Raw genomic sequence first — 17,790 nt, forward strand, 5'->3', positions numbered from 1 at the left:
ATAGCGTCGTGCGCGCCGCCGCGTCGATAGCGACGGCGCGAGACACAGCGTTTCTGTTCCTCGCCATGTGCGGATATGACGGGCGGATGACCGGACCAGGCAGCATCGACATGGATTTCCGCCGCCTCCCCGCCTCGGGCGAGCCGGCGACGGTGGCGCGCGCGGTGGCGGTCGAGCGGCCGGTGGCGATCGAGTTCAACGGCATCGGCTATGCGGTGATGATGGCGACGCCGGCCGACCTCGCCGATTTCGCGACCGGCTTCGCCTTCACCGAGCGGCTGGTGGCGCGCGCCGACCAGATACGCGCGATCGACCATGTCGCGCGCGACGAGGGCGAGCTGCTGCGCGTCACGCTGACCGCCGAACGCGCGGCGGCGGTGACGGAGCGCGCGCGGCACCGTATCGCCGAATCCTCCTGCGGCCTGTGCGGGATCGAGAATCTCGCGCAGGCGATCCGCCCGCTGCCGGCGGTGGAGGCGGTGGCGCGCGCCGAACCGGCGGCGATCTTCCGCGCGCTGGCGGCGCTCCGCGCGCGGCAGCCGCTCAACCGCGCCACGGGGGCGGTCCATGCGGCGGCGCGCTGCTCGGCGGAGGGCGCGGTGCTGGCGGTGCGCGAGGATGTCGGGCGGCACAATGCATTCGACAAATTGATCGGCGCGATGCTGCGCGAGGGCGCGGAGTGGGACGGCGGTTTCGCGCTGCTCAGCTCGCGCTGCTCCTATGAGCTGGTCGAGAAGGCGGCGCTGGCCGGCTGCCCGCAACTGGTGACGATCTCCGCGCCGACCAGCCTCGCGATCGAGCGCGCGCGGGCCTGCGGGCTGAAGCTCACCGTGCTGGCGCGGCCCGACGCGATGCTGGAGCCGGCGGCGTGACGCTGCTCGGCGTGGTGCTGGCGGGGGGCGAATCGCGGCGCTTCGGCAGCGACAAGGCGCGCGCGCTGCTAGGCGGCGCGACGCTGGCTGATCATGCGCGGGCGACGCTGGCGCCGTTCGTCGCGGAAATCTTGCTGAGCGCCGGCGCGGGAATTCCCGACCGGCCCGCGCCGGGGCTGGGGCCGCTCGGCGGCATCTGCGGCGCGCTGCGTCATGCCGCCGCGAACGGCCATGCGGCGATTGTGACGATCGGCTGCGACACGCCGTTCGTTCCGGCGGAGACGCTGGCGGCGCTCGCCGGTGCGCCGGGCGCGGCGTTCGTCGCGGGGACGCCGATCGTCGGGCGCTGGCCGGTCGGCCTCGCCGATGCGCTGGAGCGGCATCTGCGCGAGGGCGGCGACCGCTCGATGCGCCGCTGGTGCGCGATGATCGGCGCCACGCCGCTCGACGCCGCGCCGATCGCCAATATCAACCGGCCGGAGGATCTCGCCGCGCTCAGTCCGCCGGATAGGGCGAGGGGCCGCCCTCCGCGATGAAGCGGTCGACCCGCGCCTCCAGCACCGGCAGCGGCACCGAGCCGAGCGACAGCACCATGTCGTGGAAGTTGCGGATGTCGAATTTCGCGCCGAGCGCCTTCTCGGCCTTCGCCCGCGCCTTCAGGATCGCCAGCTCGCCGAGATAATAGGACAGCGCCTGCCCCGGCCAGCCGATGTAGCGATCGACCTCCGACACCACCTCGCGCTCGGGCAGGGCGGTGTTCTCGCGCAGGAATTGCTGCGCCTGCTCGCGCGTCCAGTTCTGCGTGTGGATGCCGGTGTCCACCACCAGCCGCGCCGCGCGCCACATCTGGTAGGACAGCATCCCGAACCGTTCGTAGGGCGTGCGGTAGAAGCCCATCTCGTCGCCGAGCCGCTCGGTGTAGAGCGCCCAGCCCTCGCCGTAAGCGGAGATATAGCTGTTGCGGCGGAACGGCTTGAGGCTCTTGTTCTCCGCCGCCAGCGGCATCTGGAAGGCATGGCCCGGCGCGCTTTCGTGCAGCGTGAGCGCGGGAAGCTGGATCAGCGAGCGCGATTGCGGGTCATAGGTGTTGACCAGGAACACGCCCGGCCCGCCGCGCCCAGAGGTATAGTAAGGCGCGATCTCCGGCGGCACCTCGACGATCGCGAAGCGCTGGCGCGGCAGCCGGCCGAACCATTTCGCGGCCATGCCGTCGAAACGCTTGGCGTGCCATGCCGCCTCCTTCAGCAATTGCTCGCCGGTCGTGGGGTGGAATTGCGGATCGGTGCGCAGGAAGGTCAGGAACGCCGCCAGATCGCCCTTGAAGCCGGCGTCGGCCTTCGCCTTCTCCATCTCCGCGCGGATCTTCGCCACTTCGGACAGGCCGAGCCGGTGGATCTCATCCGGCGTCATGTTGGTGGTCGTATAGACGCGGATGCGGCTCTGGTAATACGCCTTGCCGTCCGGGTATTTGTCCGCCCCCAATTGCTTCGTCAGGCCGGGGAAATAGCTGTCGCGCAGGAAGGCGAGCAGCTTGCGGTGCGCCGGGATCACCTGTTCCGCGATCACCTTGCGGGCGGCAGCGCGCAGTTCCTCCTGCGTTGCCGCGGGTATGGTCGCCGGCAGCTTCGCGAAGGGGCGGTAATAAGCGACCTGCGTCGGATCGGTCGCGGCGGCGATGTCGGCGACGCCCTTCTCGCGGCCCCGCATCACCACCGCCGGCGCGGTGAAGCCGCGCGCGAGGCCGGCCTTCATATTGTCCGTCTCCTGCGCGAAATAGCGCGGGATGTCGGCGAGCCACGTCAGATAGTTGCGGTAATCGCGTTCGCCGTTGGCGAAATCGCCGCGCGCGGCGGAGGCGAGGTCGGACCAGAAGGCGCTGTCGCCGTTCGCCGGCTTCTCATATTCGTGGAAATCCTCGTCGTCGATCAGGCTGGCGATCTGCGCGCGATAGACCTGCCAGTCGGTCAGTGTGTCGGGCGAGAGCGCCTTGGTGTCGATCGCGTCGAGCCGTTTCAGCACGCCGCGCCAGTAAGCGAGGCGGCGCGCATGGGCGGCGGCCGAATCGTCGGGGATGTGCGCCTCGACCGTTCCGGGCGCGCTTTCCACGATCCCCTCGTGCTGCCGCCACGCCCATTCGCCCTGCCAGATGCGGTCGAACTGCTGGTCGGTGGCGGTGGGGGCGGGGGCGGCGGCGATGAGCAGCAACGCGGCGGGCAGGATCGGGTAACGCATGATACGATCGTGGCGCAACCGCGCGGGCGCTTCAACCCGGCGTCAGCGCGGCGCGTGTCTCCTCGATGTGCCGGCGATGCTCGCGCCATACGATATAGAGGCCCGACGCGACGATCACCGGCGCGCCGAGCCACGTCGCGGCGACGGGCAGCCGATCGAACAGCAGCCAGCCGAGCAGGGTCGCCCACAGCAAGGCGGTATAGTCCATCGGCACGACGACGCTGACCGCCCCGAGGTGCAGCGCGCGCGTCATCGCGATCTGCGCCGCGCCGCCGAGCAGCCCCACCGCGAGCAGCCAGAACCAGGTCATCGGATCATGTGCCCGCGCCACGAACGGATAGGCGATGCCGAGCGGCAGCAGCGACAGCGCCGAGAACCAGAACACCGTCGTCAGCCCGCTCTCGGTGCGGCCGATCGTGCGCAGCAGGATCGAGACGATCGCGCCCATCAGCGCCGCGCCCAGCCCGGTGGCGACGCCCAGCGGCGGGATATGGCCGGAGCCGGGCTGGGTGACGATCAGCACGCCGGCGAACCCGGTGAGCACCGCCAGCCAGCGCCGCCACCCGGTCGGCTCGTGCAGGATCAGCGCGCCGAGGATGGTGGCGAAGATCGGCATGGAGAAGCCGATCGTCGTCGCCTCCGCCAGCGGCAGCAGCATGACGGTGGCGAAGTTCAGCGTCATCGACATCAGGCCGAGCGCGCAGCGCAGCACATGCGCGCCCATCCGCTCCGTGCGCAGCGACGCGAAGCCCGGCCCGGTCGCGACGATCGTCGCCACCAGCAGCGTCGCGCCGGCCTGCCGCCAGAACATGATCTCGACCAGCCCGGCGCCATGCGCCTCCGCCAGCTTGATCGCCGCGTTCATCACCCCGAACAGCGCGGCGGACAGGAGGCGCAGCGAAACGGCGCGCAGCACATGCGATCCGCCATGTCCCGTTCCCCCCGTCACATCCCCGCCAGTGCAGCAAGGCGCGGGCGCGGACAAGTCCGCAGGTGACGAACCGCCGATCGCGCGGTAAGCGCGCGCGATATGATCAAGCATGCCCTTTCCGTCACGCGCGACGCGGATTTCGCGCAATGGTATCAGACCGTCATCACCGAAGCGGACATGGCCGAGGAATCGGGCGTGCGCGGCTGCATGGTGATCCGCCCGTGGGGATACGGCATCTGGGAGCGTATCCAGCGGCTGCTCGATGACAAGATCAAGCAGCTCGGCTACGACAATTGCTATTTCCCGCTGTTCATCCCGCTCTCCTATTTCGAGAAGGAGGCGGAGCATGTCGACGGTTTCGCCAAGGAGATGGCGGTCGTCACCCATCATCGCCTCGTCGGCGACGGCAAGGGCGGGCTGGTGCCTGATCCCGAGGCGAAGCTGGAGGAGCCGCTCGTCGTCCGCCCGACCAGCGAGATGGTGATCGGCGCCGCCTTCGCGCGCTGGGTGCAGTCGTGGCGCGACCTGCCGGTGCAGATCAACCAATGGGCCAATGTCGTCCGCTGGGAGATGCGCACCCGCATGTTCCTGCGCACGGCGGAATTCCTGTGGCAGGAGGCGCACGGTGCCTATGCCTCCGCCGAGGAGGCGCGGGCGCGCACGCTGGACGGGCTGGAGGTCTATCGCAGCTTCGCCGAGGATTGCGTCGCGCTGCCGGTGATCGCCGGCGAGAAGCCGGAGAACGAGCGTTTCCCCGGCGCGGTCGCCACCTGGTCGATCGAGGCGATGATGCAGGACGGCAAGGCGTTGCAGGCCGGCACCTCGCACTTCCTGGGCACCAATTTCGCCGAGGCGCAGAACATCCGCTTCCAGAATGCGGAGGGCGAGCTGGAATTCGCCAATACGATCAGCTGGGGCATGTCGACCCGGATGATCGGCGGCCTCATCATGACGCACGGCGATGACGACGGCCTGCGCGTGCCGCCGCGCATCGCGCCGTGGCAGGTGGTGATCGTGCCGATGCTGCGCGACAGCGACGAGGACGCCGCGATCGTCGATTACTGCCGCGCGTTGCAGGGCGAGTTGAGCAAGCTATCCGCGTTCGGCGAGCCGGTGCGCGCCTTCCTCGATCTCAAGGCCGGCAAGGCCGCCGGCAAGCGCTGGGGCTGGGTGAAGAAGGGCGCGCCGATCGTGATCGAGGTCGGCGGGCGCGACGTGGCGGGGGGCAATGTCTCCGTCCTGCGCCGCGACCGGCTGTATCGCGAGGACGGCAAGCTCGACAGCGGTATCCTCGCACGCGATGCTTTCATCGGCGAAGTGGCGGCGACGCTGGAGGATATCCAGACCGCGCTCCACCGCGAGGCTAAGGCACGGCTCGACGCCAATATCGCGCGGGTCGACGACTGGGCCGGGCTGGAGGCGATGTTCGCGGAAGGCGCGGCCAGGCCCGGCTGGGCGGACGTCGCATGGTCGCGCCCGACCGGCGCGGCGCTGGACAAGGTGGTCGAGCGGCTCAAGACGCTCAAGCTCACCATCCGCAACGCGCCGATGGACCAGAGCGCGGCGGCAGGCACCTGCATCTTCACCGGCGCGCCGGCCGTCGAGCGGGTGCTGATCGGGCGGGCCTATTGATGGCGGCGGTGTGGAAGCAGGCGTTCACGCTCGACCAGCTCACCGCGCTCGGCGCGCATGCGTTGCCCGGCCTCGTCGGGATCGAGTTCACCGATCATGGCGACGACTGGATGCGCGCGCGCATGCCGGTCGACGCGCGCACGCACCAGCCGTTCGGGCGGCTCCACGGCGGCGCCTCGGTGGTGCTGGCGGAGACGGTCGCCTCGGTCGCCGGATCGATGGCGGTGCCGGACGACAAGGTGACGGTTGGGCTGGAGATCAACGCCAACCATCTGCGTCCCGCCATGTCCGGCCATGTCCACGCCACCGCGACGGCCGAGATGCTGGGCCGCTCGACGCAGGTGTGGACGATCCGCATCGAGGATGACGCCGGCAAGCTCATCTGCCTTTCCCGCATGACCGCGGCGGTGATCGACCGCCGGTAATCCCTACAGGAACCTTCCATGACCACGACGATTCGCTCCGCCGATTTGATCGAAAGCGTCGCCGACGCTCTCCAGTTCATCAGTTACTATCATCCGATGGATTATATCCGCGCGCTGGGCACGGCCTATGAAGCGGAGCAATCGCCCGCCGCCAAGGACGCGATCGCGCAGATTCTGACGAACAGCCGCATGTGCGCGGAGGGGCATCGCCCGATCTGCCAGGATACCGGCATCGTCAACGTGTTCGTGAAATGGGGCATGGATTGCCAGCTCGACGATACGTCTCGCAGTTTGCAGGAAGTGGTCGATGAGGGCGTGCGGCTTGCCTATCTGAATCCGCAGAACAAGCTGCGCGCCTCGGTGCTCGCCGATCCCGCCTTCACGCGCCGCAACACGAAGGACAATACGCCCAGCGTGCTGCACGTCGAGATGGTGCCCGGTTCGCTGGTGCACATCGATGTCGCGGCCAAGGGCGGCGGATCGGAGAACAAGTCGAAGTTCAAGATGATGAACCCGTCCGACTCGATCGTCGACTGGGTGCTAGAGATGCTGCCGCAAATGGGCGCGGGCTGGTGCCCGCCGGGGATGTTGGGCATCGGCATCGGCGGCACGGCGGAGCATTGCGTGCTGCTCGCCAAGAAGTCGCTGATGGAGCAGATCGACATGGCGACCCTGAAAGCCCGAGGCCCGAAGAACGATATCGAGGCGCTGCGCATCGAGATATTCGACAAGGTCAACGCGCTTGGCATCGGGGCGCAGGGGCTGGGCGGTCTCGCCACGATCCTCGACGTGAAGATCATGGACGCGCCCTGCCACGCGGCGGGCAAGCCGGTGGCGATGATCCCGAACTGCGCCGCCACGCGCCACGCGCATTTCACGCTCGACGGCTCCGGCCCGGCGTATCTGGAAGCGCCGAAGCTGGAGGAATGGCCGGACGTGAACTGGACGCCGGACAAGGCCGCGATCCGCGTCGATCTCGACGCGCTGACGCCTGAGGTGGTGCAGTCGTGGAAGCAGGGCGACCGGCTGCTGCTCAACGGCAAGATGCTCACCGGCCGCGACGCCGCGCACAAGCGGATCAAGGACATGCTCGACAAGGGCGAGCCGCTGCCGGTCGAGTTCAAGGGCCGCGTGATCTACTACGTCGGCCCGGTCGATCCGGTTGGCGAGGAGGTCGTCGGCCCCGCCGGCCCGACCACCGCGACGCGGATGGACAAGTTCACGCGGCTGATGCTGGAGCAGGGCCTTCTGGCGATGGTCGGCAAGGCCGAGCGCGGGCCGATGGCGGTCGAGGCGATCAAGGATCACAAAAGCGCCTATCTGATGGCGGTAGGCGGGGCGGCCTATCTCGTCGCGCGCGCGATCAAGGGCAGCAAGGTCGTCGGCTTCGAGGACCTCGGCATGGAAGCGATCTACGAATTCGAGGTGGAGAATTTCCCCGTCACCGTCGCCGTGGACAGCGAGGGCAACAACGTCCACCAGCTCGCGCCGCTGGTGTGGAAGGAGAAGATCGCGAAGGAGCATCTGCTCGTCGGCGCATGAGGTGAGTGTCGGTCGCCCCGGCATGGCGCCGGGGTGACGAATGTTTAATGGACCCCACCGCGTCCGCCGCTCGTTTTCCCTGCCTCAACTGGAGGCAAGGCATATGTTCAGACCGGGCATGTTCGCCGCGCTGGCGCTGATCGTCTCGGCGCCGGCCTTTGCGGAACAGGCGAAGGACGCGAAGGAAGCGAGCGTCCCTTTCGTCAACCACCACAATATCGACGATTTCCAGGCGGATGGCGATCAGGCCGTCTATCTGCGCGTCAACGGTTTCGACTGGTATCACGCCAAGCTGATGGGACCGTGTATCTCGCTGCCCTTCGCCGAGCGCATCGGCGTCGAGACGCAGGGGACCGACACGCTCGATCGCTATGCGACGCTGCTCGTCGGCGACCAGCGGTGCCAGCTCACCTCGCTGGTGAAAAGCGCCGCCCCGCCCACGAAGCACAAGAAGAAGGGCTGAGCCGCTTGCGTCCGTCGCCATAAATAATGTTATGGTGCCGCCGACCCGAAATCGAGGAGAGGCGGCGTGGATTACGAACAGATTCTCTATGCGGTGAGCGACGGCATCGCGACGATCACGCTGAACCGCCCGGACAAGCTCAACGCTTTTACCGAGCGGATGATGCACGAGATGATCGATGCCCTCGATCGCATCGACGCCGATGACGATGTCCGCGCCGTGATCGTGACCGGCGCGGGCCGCGCCTTCTGCGCCGGGGCGGACCTGTCGAGCGGCGGCAAGACCTTCGACTATGAGACGAGCGGCGACGAATCGCCGATCGGCCCGAACGGCGAGTTGCGCTATTCCAGCGAGCGCGCGCGCGACGGCGGCGGGCGGCTGACCTTGCGCATCTTCGAATGCCTGAAGCCGGTGATCGCGGCGATCAACGGCCCGGCGGTCGGCGTCGGATCGACCATGACGCTGCCGATGGACATCCGCCTCGCCGGCGACGGCGCGCGGATGGGCTTCGTCTTCGCGCGGCGCGGGATCGTGCCGGAGGCGGCGTCGAGCTATTTCCTGCCGCGCGTGGTGGGAATCAGCCAGGCGCTCGAATGGTGCTATTCCGGCCGCGTGTTCGACGCGCAGGAGGCGCTGAAGGGCGGGCTGGTCAAGGAGGTCGTCCCCGGCGACCGGCTGATCGCCCGCGCGACCGAGCTGGCGCGCGAGATCGCCGACAATACCGCCCCCGTCTCGGTGGCGATGACGCGGCAGATGCTGTGGCGCGGCCTCGGCTATGCGCACCCGATGGACGCGCACAAGGTCGACAGCCGCGCGATCCTGTCGCGCGGCCGCTCGGGCGACGCGAAGGAGGGGGTGACGTCTTTCCTCGAAAAGCGCGCGCCGACCTATCCGGACCGCGTGTCGCACGACATGCCGGACTTCTTCCCGTGGTGGGAGGAGCAGAAATATGGCTGATCGGTTATCGTCCACGCATGGCGACGGATGACGACAAAAGGCTGGCGGCGGAGGCCGCCGTGGCGGAGGCGCGCGACGGGATGCTCGTCGGCCTCGGCACCGGCACCACCGCCGCCCATGCGATCGCGGCGCTGGCGCGGCGCGTCGCCGACGGCCTGAGGGTGGAAGCGGTGGCGACCAGCGCGGCGACCGCCACCGCCGCGCGCGCCGCCGGCATCGTCGTGCGCGACTTCGCCGAGATCGCCGCGCTCGACCTGACGATCGACGGCGCGGACGAGATCGACCCGCGCCTCTACGCGATCAAGGGCGCGGGCGGCGCGATGCTGCGCGAGAAGACGGTCGCCGCCGCCTCGCGCCGGATGGTGGTGATAGCGGACGGATCGAAGCGCGTCGCGGCGATCGGCGCGGCCAGGCTGCCGGTCGAGGTGCTGCCCTTCGCCCGCGCCTCGGTCGTGGCGGCGCTGGAGCGGCTCGGCGCGGCGGTGACGGTGCGCGTCGGCTATATGACGGACAACGGCAATGTCGTCGCCGACTGCCGCTTCCCCGCGATGCCGGACCCGCGCGCGCTGGCGGCGGAGATCGCCGCGATTCCGGGCGCTTTGGGGCACGGCCTGTTCCTCGACGAGGTCGATGCCGCTTATATTGCCGCTGATGGCGTCGTTACGCGGCTGGAACGCGACGGGCCGAGCGACTAAGGGGGCGGGGAATCGGCAACCACGCGCCCGTCCGGTGCGTTCGCCATCACGATCCCGAACGAGGCCCCTTGATGACCGACACCACCAGCCTTCACGAAGACGGCAGCCCGGAGCGGCTGGCGATCGACACGATCCGCACGCTGTCGATGGATGCGGTGCAGAAGGCCAATTCCGGCCACCCCGGCACGCCGATGGCGCTCGCCCCGGTCGGCTGGACCCTGTGGACGAAGTTCCTGCGCTACGATCCCGGCACGCCGGACTGGCCGAACCGCGACCGTTTCGTGCTGTCGGTCGGCCATGCGTCGATGCTGCTCTATTCGCTGCTCCACCTTGCGGGCGTGAAGGAGATCGACCGCAACGGCAAGCCGACCGGCCTGCCCGCCGTCAGCCTCGCCGATATCGAGGCGTTCCGCCAGCTCGGCTCGAAGACGCCGGGCCATCCCGAATATCGCCACACCACCGGCGTCGAGACGACCACCGGCCCGCTGGGGCAGGGGTGCGGCAATTCGGTCGGCATGGCGATCGCGGAGCGCTGGTTCGCCGCGCGCTACAACAAGCCGGGCTTCACGCTGTTCGACCACGACGTCTATGCGCTGTGCGGCGACGGCGACATGATGGAGGGCGTCTCGTCGGAGGCGGCGAGCCTCGCGGGGCACCTCAAGCTCTCGAACCTGTGCTGGATCTATGACGCCAACCAGATCTCGATCGAGGGCAGCACCGATCTCGCCTTCGACGAGGATGTCGGCAAGCGTTTCCAGGCCTATGGCTGGAACGTCATCCACGTCGACGACGCCAACGACATCGCCGCGCTGACCGCCGCGTTCGAGGCGTTCCGCAAGACCGAGGACCGCCCGACGCTGATCGTCGTCCATTCGGTGATCGGCTGGGGTTCCCCCCGCGCCGGCAGCGAGAAGGCGCATGGCGAGCCGCTCGGCGTGGAGAATGTCGCCAAGACCAAGGAAGCCTATGGCTGGCCGGCGAAGGACTTCTACGTCCCCGATGGCGTGCAGGCGGCGTTCGAGGGAGCGGTCGCCGGGCGCGGCCGCCCGCTGCGCGAGGAATGGCAGGCGACGCTGGCCAAATATGAGGAGGTCGAGCCGGAGCTGTACGAGGAGCTTGACCTGCTGCTCGCGGGCAAGCTGCCCGACGGCTGGGACGCCGATATCCCGATCTTCGACGCCGACGAGAAGGGCATGGCCAGCCGCGACGCGGGCGGCAAGGTGCTCAATGCGATCGCCAGGCGCGTGCCGTGGCTGATCGGCGGCTCGGCCGATCTCGCGCCGTCCACCAAGACCGACATCAAGGGCGCGGCATCGTTCGAGGCGAACAGCTATGGCGGCGCGAACTTCCATTTCGGCGTGCGCGAACATGCGATGGGCGCGGTGGTCAACGGCATGACGCTGTCGCACCTGCGCGGCTATGGCAGCACCTTCCTCGTGTTCCTCGATTACATGCGGCCGCCGGTGCGCCTCTCGGCGCTGATGGAACTGGGCAGCATCTGGATCTTCACGCACGATTCGATCGGCGTGGGCGAGGACGGGCCGACCCACCAGCCGATCGAGCATCTGACGATGATGCGCGCCACGCCGGGGCTGGACATGATCCGGCCCGCCGACGCGAACGAGGTGGCGGAGGCGTGGCGCGTCACCGTCCGCGACGGGACGCATCCGACCGCGCTGGTGCTGTCGCGCCAGGCGCTGCCGACGCTGGATCGGGGCAGATACGCCAGCGCCGCCGGGCTGGACCGGGGCGCCTATGTCCTCGCCGACAGCCCCGATCCGCGGGTGATCCTGATGGCGAGCGGCTCCGAAGTGTCGCTCGCGGTCGGCGCCTATGAGCAGCTGAAGGCGGAAGGGATCGCCGCGCGCGTCGTGTCGATGCCGTCCTGGTATCGCTTCGAGTTGCAGGACGCGGCCTATAAGGAGAGCGTGCTGCCGGCGAAGGTGACGGCGCGCGTCGCGATCGAGATGGCGGGCGAGCTTGGCTGGGATCGCTACGTCGGGTCGAAGGGGCGGACGATCACCATGTCCACCTTCGGCGCGTCCGCCCCGGCGGCGAAGCTGGCCGACAAATACGGCTTCACCGTCGCCAATGCGGTGAAGGTCGCGAAGGAAGCGATGCAGGGCTGAACCCGGCCTTGCACCGCGCGGCCGCGGGCCAATATCGGGAATCTGACGTTCGGACATGGAGTGAATGCGATGGGACGCCTCAACGACCTTGAAAGCCACGGTCAGGCGGTGTGGCTCGACTTCGTGGACCGGAAGTTCCTCAACGAAGGCGGGCTGAAGAAGCTGGTGGAGGAGGACGGCGTCACCGGCGTCACCTCCAACCCGTCGATCTTCGAGAAGGCGATGGGCCACGGCACCGCCTATGACGAGAGCCTCGCGGCGTTCGACAGGGCGAACCCGGAGGCTTCCGCGATGGCCCGCTACGAGCATCTCGCGGTGGAGGATATCCAGGAAGCCGCCGACACGTTGCGCCCGATCTACGACCGGCTGGATGCGAAGGACGGCTATGTCAGCCTCGAGGTGTCGCCCAAGCTGGCCGAGGACACCGACGGCACGATCGCCGAGGCGTCGCGGCTGTGGAAGGCGGTTGACCGGCCGAACCTGATGATAAAGATTCCGGGGACGCCGGAGGGCGTGCCGGCGATCGCCGCCTCGATCGCGGCGGGGATCAACATCAACGTGACCTTGCTGTTCTCGATCGAGGCGTACAAGGCGGTCGCGCTTGCCTATGTCGAGGGGCTGGAGCAGCGCGTCGCCAGGGGCCAGCCGATCGACCGGCTCGCCAGCGTCGCCAGCTTCTTCGTCAGCCGCATCGACAGCAAGATCGACGACAGGATCGACGCCGGCACCGGCGGCGAGGCGGCGAAGGCGCTGAAGGGCAAGGTCGCCATCGCCAACGCCAAGATGGCCTATGCCTGGTATCAGGCGTTCATCGCCTCCGATCGCTGGAAGAAGCTCGCCGAGAAGGGCGCGATGCCGCAGCGGCTGTTGTGGGCCTCCACCGGCACCAAGAACCCGGCCTATCCCGACACGCTCTACATCGACACGCTGATCGGGCCGGACACGGTGAACACCGTGCCGCCCAAGACGCTCGATGCCTTCCGCGACCACGGCAATGTCGCGGAGACGCTGACGCAGGACGTGGACGGGGCGCGCAAGGTGCTGGCCGATGCCGCGCGGCTCGGGCTGGACCTCGACGGCGTGACCGCGCTGCTGGTGCAGGAGGGTGTCCACTCCTTCATCCATTCGTTCGACGACCTGCTCGGCGCGATCGCCGCCAAGCATCCCGCCGCCGCCTGAACCTTCGGAACGAATCCCCGCACCCGGCGATTGAGCCGGGGCGGGAGTGGGAAGAAGGAATATCTATGAAGATCGGCATCGTCGGCCTCGGCCGGATGGGTGGGAATATCGCGCGACGGCTGATGCGCGGCGGCCATCAATGCGTCGTGTGGGATCGCAACGCCGATGCGGTGAAGGAACTGGCCGGCGAGGGCGCGATCGCGGCGGATTCGCTGGACGACATGCGTGGCAAGCTTGCCGATCCCGCGATCTGGTGGGTGATGCTTCCCGCCGGCGATCCGACCGAGCAGACGGTGATGGCGATCGGCGAGCAGGCCGCGCCGGGCACGATCGTCATCGACGGCGGCAACAGCTTCTGGAAGGACGATATCCGCCGCGCCAAGGCGCTGGCCGGGAAGGGCGTGCATTACGTCGATGTCGGCACCTCCGGCGGCGTTTGGGGGCTGGAGCGCGGCTATTGCATGATGATTGGCGGGCCGGACGAGGCGGTCGCGCTGCTCGATCCGATCTTCGACACGCTCGCGCCCGGCCTCGGCATGGTGCCGCGCACCCCGGACCGCGCGGCGAGCGACGGGGAGGACGAGCGCGCCGAAAAGGGCTATATCCACGCCGGTCGCGTCGGCGCGGGCCATTTCGTCAAGATGGTCCACAACGGCATCGAATACGGGCTGATGCAGGCCTATGCCGAGGGCTTCGACGTGCTCTACGGGCGCGGCGCGCCGCATTTGCCCGAGGACGAGAAGTTCGATTTCAACATGGCCGATATCGCGGAGGTATGGCGGCGCGGCTCGGTGATCTCGTCGTGGCTGCTCGATCTTTCCGCGATGGCGCTGGCGAAGGACCACGACCTGTCTAGCTTCTCGGGCAACGTCGCGGATTCCGGCGAGGGCCGCTGGACGATCGACGCGGCGATGGAGCAGGCGACGCCGGTCGCGGTGCTCACCACCGCGCTGTTCGCGCGCTACCGCAGCCGCATCGACCATATGTTCGGCGACAAACTGCTCTCCGCGATGCGCTACGGCTTCGGCGGCCATGTCGAGATTCCGCAGTGATGCTGGTGGTCTGCGATGTCGACGGCACGTTGGTCGACAGGCAGAAGCGATTGACCGAGGCGACCGTCGCGGCGGTAGGGCGGCTGCGCGCCGCCGGCATCCGTTTCACGATCATCAGCGCGCGGCCGATGTCCGGCATGATGCCCTTGGCGGAGCGGCTGGCGCTGGACGAGCCGATGGGCGCGTTCAACGGCGGCGTGGTCTTCCACCGCGATGGCACGGTGAGCGAGCATCATGCCATCCCGGCCGAGGTCGCGCGCGGCGTGTTCGATCTTGTCGGCGATGCGCCGGTCGATCGCTGGGTGTTCGCGGATGACCGCTGGTACGCCTCGACCGATCGGGGCGAGCATGTCGCGCACGAGCGGATCGCCTCGGAGCAGGAGCCGGTGGTGCGCGCCGATTTCGGCGGCCTCATCGACCGCGCCGACAAGATCACCTTCGTCAGCGACGACGCGGACCTGCTCGGCAAGCTGGCGGACAAGGTGAAGCCGTTCGCCGATCGCGCCACCATCGTCCAGTCGCAGACCTATTATCTCGACGTCACCGCGCGCGCCGCCAACAAGGGCGACGGCATCGCCGCGCTCGCCCATGCGATCGGCGTGCCGCTCGCCCGGACGGTGGCGATCGGCGACCAGGCCAACGACCTCGCGATGTTCGCGCGCGCCGGCCGCTCGATCGCGATGGGCAACGCGACCGACGCGGTGAAGGCCACGGCGGGTGACGTGACCACCGGCAACGACGCGGACGGCGTGGCGCACGCGATCGACAATCTGATTCTCGGGAGGATGATGTGAAGCAACTGGTGGCGTTCGATCTCGACGGCACGCTCGCGGCGAGCAAGCAGGCGATCCTGCCCGAGATGGGCGAGGCGCTGGCCGACCTGCTCGGCGTGGCTGACGTGGCGGTGATCTCGGGCGGGGACTGGCCGCAGTTCGACAAGCAGGTCGCCTCGCGGCTGCCGGCGCGCGCCGATCGGGCGAAGCTGTGGCTGATGCCGACCACCGGGACCAAGCTCTACACCTTCCGCGACGGGAAATGGGGCGCGGTCTATGCCGAATTGTTCTCCGATGCGGAGAAGGCGAAGATCATCGCCGCCTTCAACGCCAGCCTCGCCGCCACCGGCTTCGTGCCGGAGCAGACATGGGGCGAGCGGATCGAGGATCGCGGCAGCCAGATCACCTTCTCCGCCCTGGGCCAGCAGGCGCCGCTGGAGGCGAAGGAGAAGTGGGACCCCGATTTCGCCAAGCGCCGCGTGATCCAGGCCGACCTGCGCCAGCGCCTGCCGGGCCTCGCGATCAACATGGGCGGCGCGACCTCGATCGACATCACGCGCGAGGGCGTGGACAAGGCCTATGGGCTGAAGCGGCTGCGTGACGAAAGCGGCATCGCGCTCGACGCGATGATGTTCGTCGGCGACGCGATCTTCCCCGGCGGCAACGATTATCCCGCGAAGGAACTCGGGCTGGACACGGTGCGCGTGCGCGATCCGCAGGAAACGCTCGCGGTGATCGCGACCGTGGTGGCCTGCCAGAAATAGCGCGGCCTACCGTTCCTCCGCCACGATCGCGGTCGCGCGGTCGTGCAGCCGTTCCACCGCCGCCGCGTGGATGCCGGGGGTCGAGACGATCACCCCGAAGGCGCGCGGATCGGGCTTGTTGAAGGTGAGCGGCGCGCCGAACGCATCGCTGGTCGCCGCGCCCGCCTCGGCGGCGATCAGCGCGGCGGCGGCGATGTCCCATTCGTTGCCCCAGCGCAGCGTGGCGACGAGATCAGCGCGATCGTCCGCCACCATCGCCATACGCAGCGCGATCGAATTGGGCTTCTCCACCGCCACCAGATCGCGATCCGCCTTGGGCAGGGCGTCGGTCGGCACGCGCGCGCCGGGGAAGATCATACGGTCGCCGGCGCGCACCGCCGCGCCGTTCAGCGTCGCGCCCAGCCCGCTGCCGGCGCGCCATATCTCCCGTCGCGCCGGCGCGTCGAGCACCGCCAGCGTCGTGCGGCCGCGCTCGGCCAGCGCGACCGACACCGCCCAGCCGGGCCGCCCGCGGATATAATCGCGCGTGCCGTCGATCGGATCGACCACCCACACGCGATCGCACGCCAGCCGGTCGGGGTTGTCGGCGGTCTCCTCGGAGAGCCAGCCGGCGTCGGGCAGCAGCGCCATCAGCCGTGCGCGGAGCATCGCGTCGATATCGAGATCGACCTCGCACACCGGGCTGCCCGGCGTCTTTTCCCAGCGCGCGAAATCGGTGCGCCAGCGGGCGAGCGCCATTGCCCCGGCCTCGCGGGCGATGTCCGCCACCGCATCGGCGAGCCGGATATCAGCCACCGGCGACCGTCATCCCGTCGATGCGCAGCGTTGGCACGTTGGTACTGTAGCGGAACTCCAGGTCGTTGGCGGGGGTGAGCTGGCGGAACATCTCCCTGAGGTTCCCCGCGACGGTGAATTCCGCCACCGGGCGCGTGATCGCGCCATCCTCGATCAGGAAGCCGGCCGCGCCCCGGCTGTAATCCCCGGTGACGCCGTTCACGCCGTGGCCGATCAGCTCGGTGACATAGACCCCGCGCGCGATGTCCGCGATCAGCGTGTCCACCGGCACATGGCCCGCGTCCATGTAGAGGTTGCTGGTCGAGACGCCCGGCGCGCCGCTCACCCCGCGCGCGGCATGGCCGGTCGGCTCCATGCCGAGCTGTCGGGCGGAGGCGGAATCGAGCAGCCACGTCTCCAGCATCCCGTCCTCGACCAGCGCGACCGGCGAGACCGGCAACCCTTCGCCGTCGAACGGGCGCGAGCGCAGCCCGTGCGGGCGATGCGGGTCGTCGCAGATGCGGATGCCCTCCGCGAACACCAGCGTGCCGAGCGCCTCGAGCAGGAAGCTCGTCTTGCGCGCGATCGACTGGCCGGAGATCGCCGCCGTCAGATGCCCGAGCAGGCTCATCCCGACGCGCGGATCGAGCACGACCGGCATCGCGCCGCTCTCGACCTTGCCCGGATCGAGCCGCGCCACCGCGCGCTCGCCCGCCTCGCGCCCGATCGTCTCGGGCGGATCGAGCCGGTGGAGATGGCGCGCGGAATGGAAAGCGTAGTCGCGCTGCATCCCGCTGCCTTCGCCCGCGATCACGCTGGCCGATGCGCCGAAGCCGGTGGTGGCATAGCCGCCCGCGAAGCCGTGGCTGGTGGCGAGCGCGATCACGCTGCGCGAGGCGCTCGCCCCGCCGCCCTCGCTGTTGGTGACGCCGGGCACGGCGCGCGCGGCATCCTCCGCCGCCGCCGCGATCTCGCGCAATTCGGCGGGCGAGATATCGCCTTTGTCCTCCAGATCGAGCGCGGGGGGCGTGCCGCGCAGCAGGCGGCTTTCGGGCGCGAGGCCGGCCCAGCGATCCTCCGGCGCCTCGCGCGCCATCGCCACCGCGCGCTCGACCAGCGCGTCCATCGCCCGTGGCGACAGATCGGAGGTGGAGACGCTCGCCGAACGATGGCCGACGAACACGCGCAGGCCGAGGTCCTCGCTCTCGGAGCGGCCGACATCCTCCAGCTTGCCGAGGCGAACGGAGACTTCGCTCGACGCATCGGCGGCGAACACCGCGTCGGCCGCGTCGGCGCCCGCGCGGATCGCCCGCGCCACGATATCCTGCGCGCGATCCCGCGCCTGGTCGGAAGTAAGCATCGGCGAGGAC

At 69.1% G+C, this 17,790-nt stretch carries 17 protein-coding genes; 13 read left to right on the forward strand and 4 right to left on the reverse strand.

Annotated features, from left to right (window positions below):
- The first annotated feature begins 86 nt into the window (after positions 1 to 86).
- The gene (fdhD, locus tag F9288_RS08705; RefSeq protein WP_174836256.1) at positions 87 to 872 is read left to right on the forward strand and encodes a formate dehydrogenase accessory sulfurtransferase FdhD; all 786 of its coding nucleotides are present in this window, start codon (positions 87 to 89) and stop codon (positions 870 to 872) included.
- Entirely contained in the window at positions 869 to 1,408 is a 540-nt protein-coding gene (locus F9288_RS08710) for a molybdenum cofactor guanylyltransferase (protein ID WP_174836257.1), read from the forward strand. Before fdhD ends, F9288_RS08710 begins: the two co-directional genes overlap by 4 nt.
- On the opposite strand, the gene F9288_RS08715 is transcribed toward F9288_RS08710, so the two are convergent.
- The gene (locus tag F9288_RS08715) at positions 1,368 to 3,104 is read right to left on the reverse strand and encodes a DUF885 family protein (RefSeq protein ID WP_174836258.1); all 1,737 of its coding nucleotides are present in this window, start codon (positions 3,102 to 3,104) and stop codon (positions 1,368 to 1,370) included. The two genes, F9288_RS08710 and F9288_RS08715, sit on opposite strands and share 41 nt — an antisense overlap.
- A gap of 31 nt (positions 3,105 to 3,135) precedes the next feature.
- Complete coding sequence (locus F9288_RS08720; protein ID WP_174836259.1) at positions 3,136 to 4,146, reverse strand: DMT family transporter; 1,011 nt, start codon at positions 4,144 to 4,146, stop codon at positions 3,136 to 3,138.
- Here F9288_RS08720 and F9288_RS08725 point away from each other — a divergent pair.
- The 11 genes from F9288_RS08725 (at position 4,135) to F9288_RS08775 (ending at position 15,646) form a co-directional block, all read left to right on the forward strand.
- Positions 4,135 to 5,667, forward strand: coding sequence for an aminoacyl--tRNA ligase-related protein (locus F9288_RS08725; RefSeq protein WP_174836260.1), 1,533 nt, complete (start codon positions 4,135 to 4,137; stop codon positions 5,665 to 5,667). The two genes, F9288_RS08720 and F9288_RS08725, sit on opposite strands and share 12 nt — an antisense overlap.
- Complete coding sequence (locus F9288_RS08730; RefSeq protein WP_174836261.1) at positions 5,667 to 6,092, forward strand: hotdog fold thioesterase; 426 nt, start codon at positions 5,667 to 5,669, stop codon at positions 6,090 to 6,092. Before F9288_RS08725 ends, F9288_RS08730 begins: the two co-directional genes overlap by 1 nt.
- 18 nt (positions 6,093 to 6,110) lie before the next feature.
- Complete coding sequence (locus tag F9288_RS08735) at positions 6,111 to 7,634, forward strand: fumarate hydratase (RefSeq protein ID WP_174836262.1); 1,524 nt, start codon at positions 6,111 to 6,113, stop codon at positions 7,632 to 7,634.
- A 103-nt stretch (positions 7,635 to 7,737) separates the two neighbouring features.
- Entirely contained in the window at positions 7,738 to 8,097 is a 360-nt protein-coding gene (locus tag F9288_RS08740) for a DUF6491 family protein (protein ID WP_174836263.1), read from the forward strand.
- A 66-nt stretch (positions 8,098 to 8,163) separates the two neighbouring features.
- Positions 8,164 to 9,054, forward strand: a complete 891-nt coding sequence (locus tag F9288_RS08745) for a crotonase/enoyl-CoA hydratase family protein (RefSeq protein ID WP_174836264.1) — start codon at positions 8,164 to 8,166, stop codon at positions 9,052 to 9,054.
- A gap of 17 nt (positions 9,055 to 9,071) precedes the next feature.
- Positions 9,072 to 9,749 carry a ribose-5-phosphate isomerase RpiA gene (gene rpiA, locus F9288_RS08750; RefSeq protein WP_174836265.1) on the forward strand — a complete coding sequence of 226 codons (678 nt, stop codon included), beginning with the start codon at positions 9,072 to 9,074 and terminating at the stop codon, positions 9,747 to 9,749.
- A 71-nt stretch (positions 9,750 to 9,820) separates the two neighbouring features.
- On the forward strand, positions 9,821 to 11,878 hold the full coding sequence (gene tkt, locus F9288_RS08755) for a transketolase (protein ID WP_174836266.1): 2,058 nt from the start codon (positions 9,821 to 9,823) through the stop codon (positions 11,876 to 11,878).
- Between the two features lie 69 nt (positions 11,879 to 11,947).
- Positions 11,948 to 13,057, forward strand: coding sequence for a transaldolase (gene tal / locus F9288_RS08760; protein ID WP_174836267.1), 1,110 nt, complete (start codon positions 11,948 to 11,950; stop codon positions 13,055 to 13,057).
- 65 nt (positions 13,058 to 13,122) lie between these two features.
- Positions 13,123 to 14,109: a phosphogluconate dehydrogenase (NAD(+)-dependent, decarboxylating) gene (gene gnd / locus F9288_RS08765; RefSeq protein WP_174836268.1), complete on the forward strand. Its 987-nt coding sequence runs from the start codon at positions 13,123 to 13,125 to the stop codon at positions 14,107 to 14,109.
- On the forward strand, positions 14,109 to 14,903 hold the full coding sequence (locus tag F9288_RS08770) for a Cof-type HAD-IIB family hydrolase (protein ID WP_174838984.1): 795 nt from the start codon (positions 14,109 to 14,111) through the stop codon (positions 14,901 to 14,903). Before gnd ends, F9288_RS08770 begins: the two co-directional genes overlap by 1 nt.
- On the forward strand, positions 14,900 to 15,646 hold the full coding sequence (locus F9288_RS08775) for an HAD-IIB family hydrolase (RefSeq protein WP_174836269.1): 747 nt from the start codon (positions 14,900 to 14,902) through the stop codon (positions 15,644 to 15,646). The genes F9288_RS08770 and F9288_RS08775 overlap by 4 nt, the downstream gene beginning before the upstream one ends.
- A 6-nt stretch (positions 15,647 to 15,652) precedes the next feature.
- Here F9288_RS08775 and F9288_RS08780 read toward each other — a convergent pair whose 3' ends face one another.
- Together F9288_RS08780 and F9288_RS08785 are read right to left on the reverse strand one after the other, a co-directional pair.
- Positions 15,653 to 16,441: a 3'(2'),5'-bisphosphate nucleotidase CysQ gene (locus F9288_RS08780; protein ID WP_174836270.1), complete on the reverse strand. Its 789-nt coding sequence runs from the start codon at positions 16,439 to 16,441 to the stop codon at positions 15,653 to 15,655.
- Positions 16,434 to 17,780 carry a TldD/PmbA family protein gene (locus F9288_RS08785; protein WP_174836271.1) on the reverse strand — a complete coding sequence of 449 codons (1,347 nt, stop codon included), beginning with the start codon at positions 17,778 to 17,780 and terminating at the stop codon, positions 16,434 to 16,436. The genes F9288_RS08780 and F9288_RS08785 overlap by 8 nt, the downstream gene beginning before the upstream one ends.
- Between the last annotated feature and the right edge of the window lie 10 nt (positions 17,781 to 17,790).

It is taken from the genome of Sphingomonas sp. CL5.1, from assembly GCF_013344685.1.
Taxonomy (GTDB): Bacteria; Pseudomonadota; Alphaproteobacteria; order Sphingomonadales; family Sphingomonadaceae; genus Sphingomonas.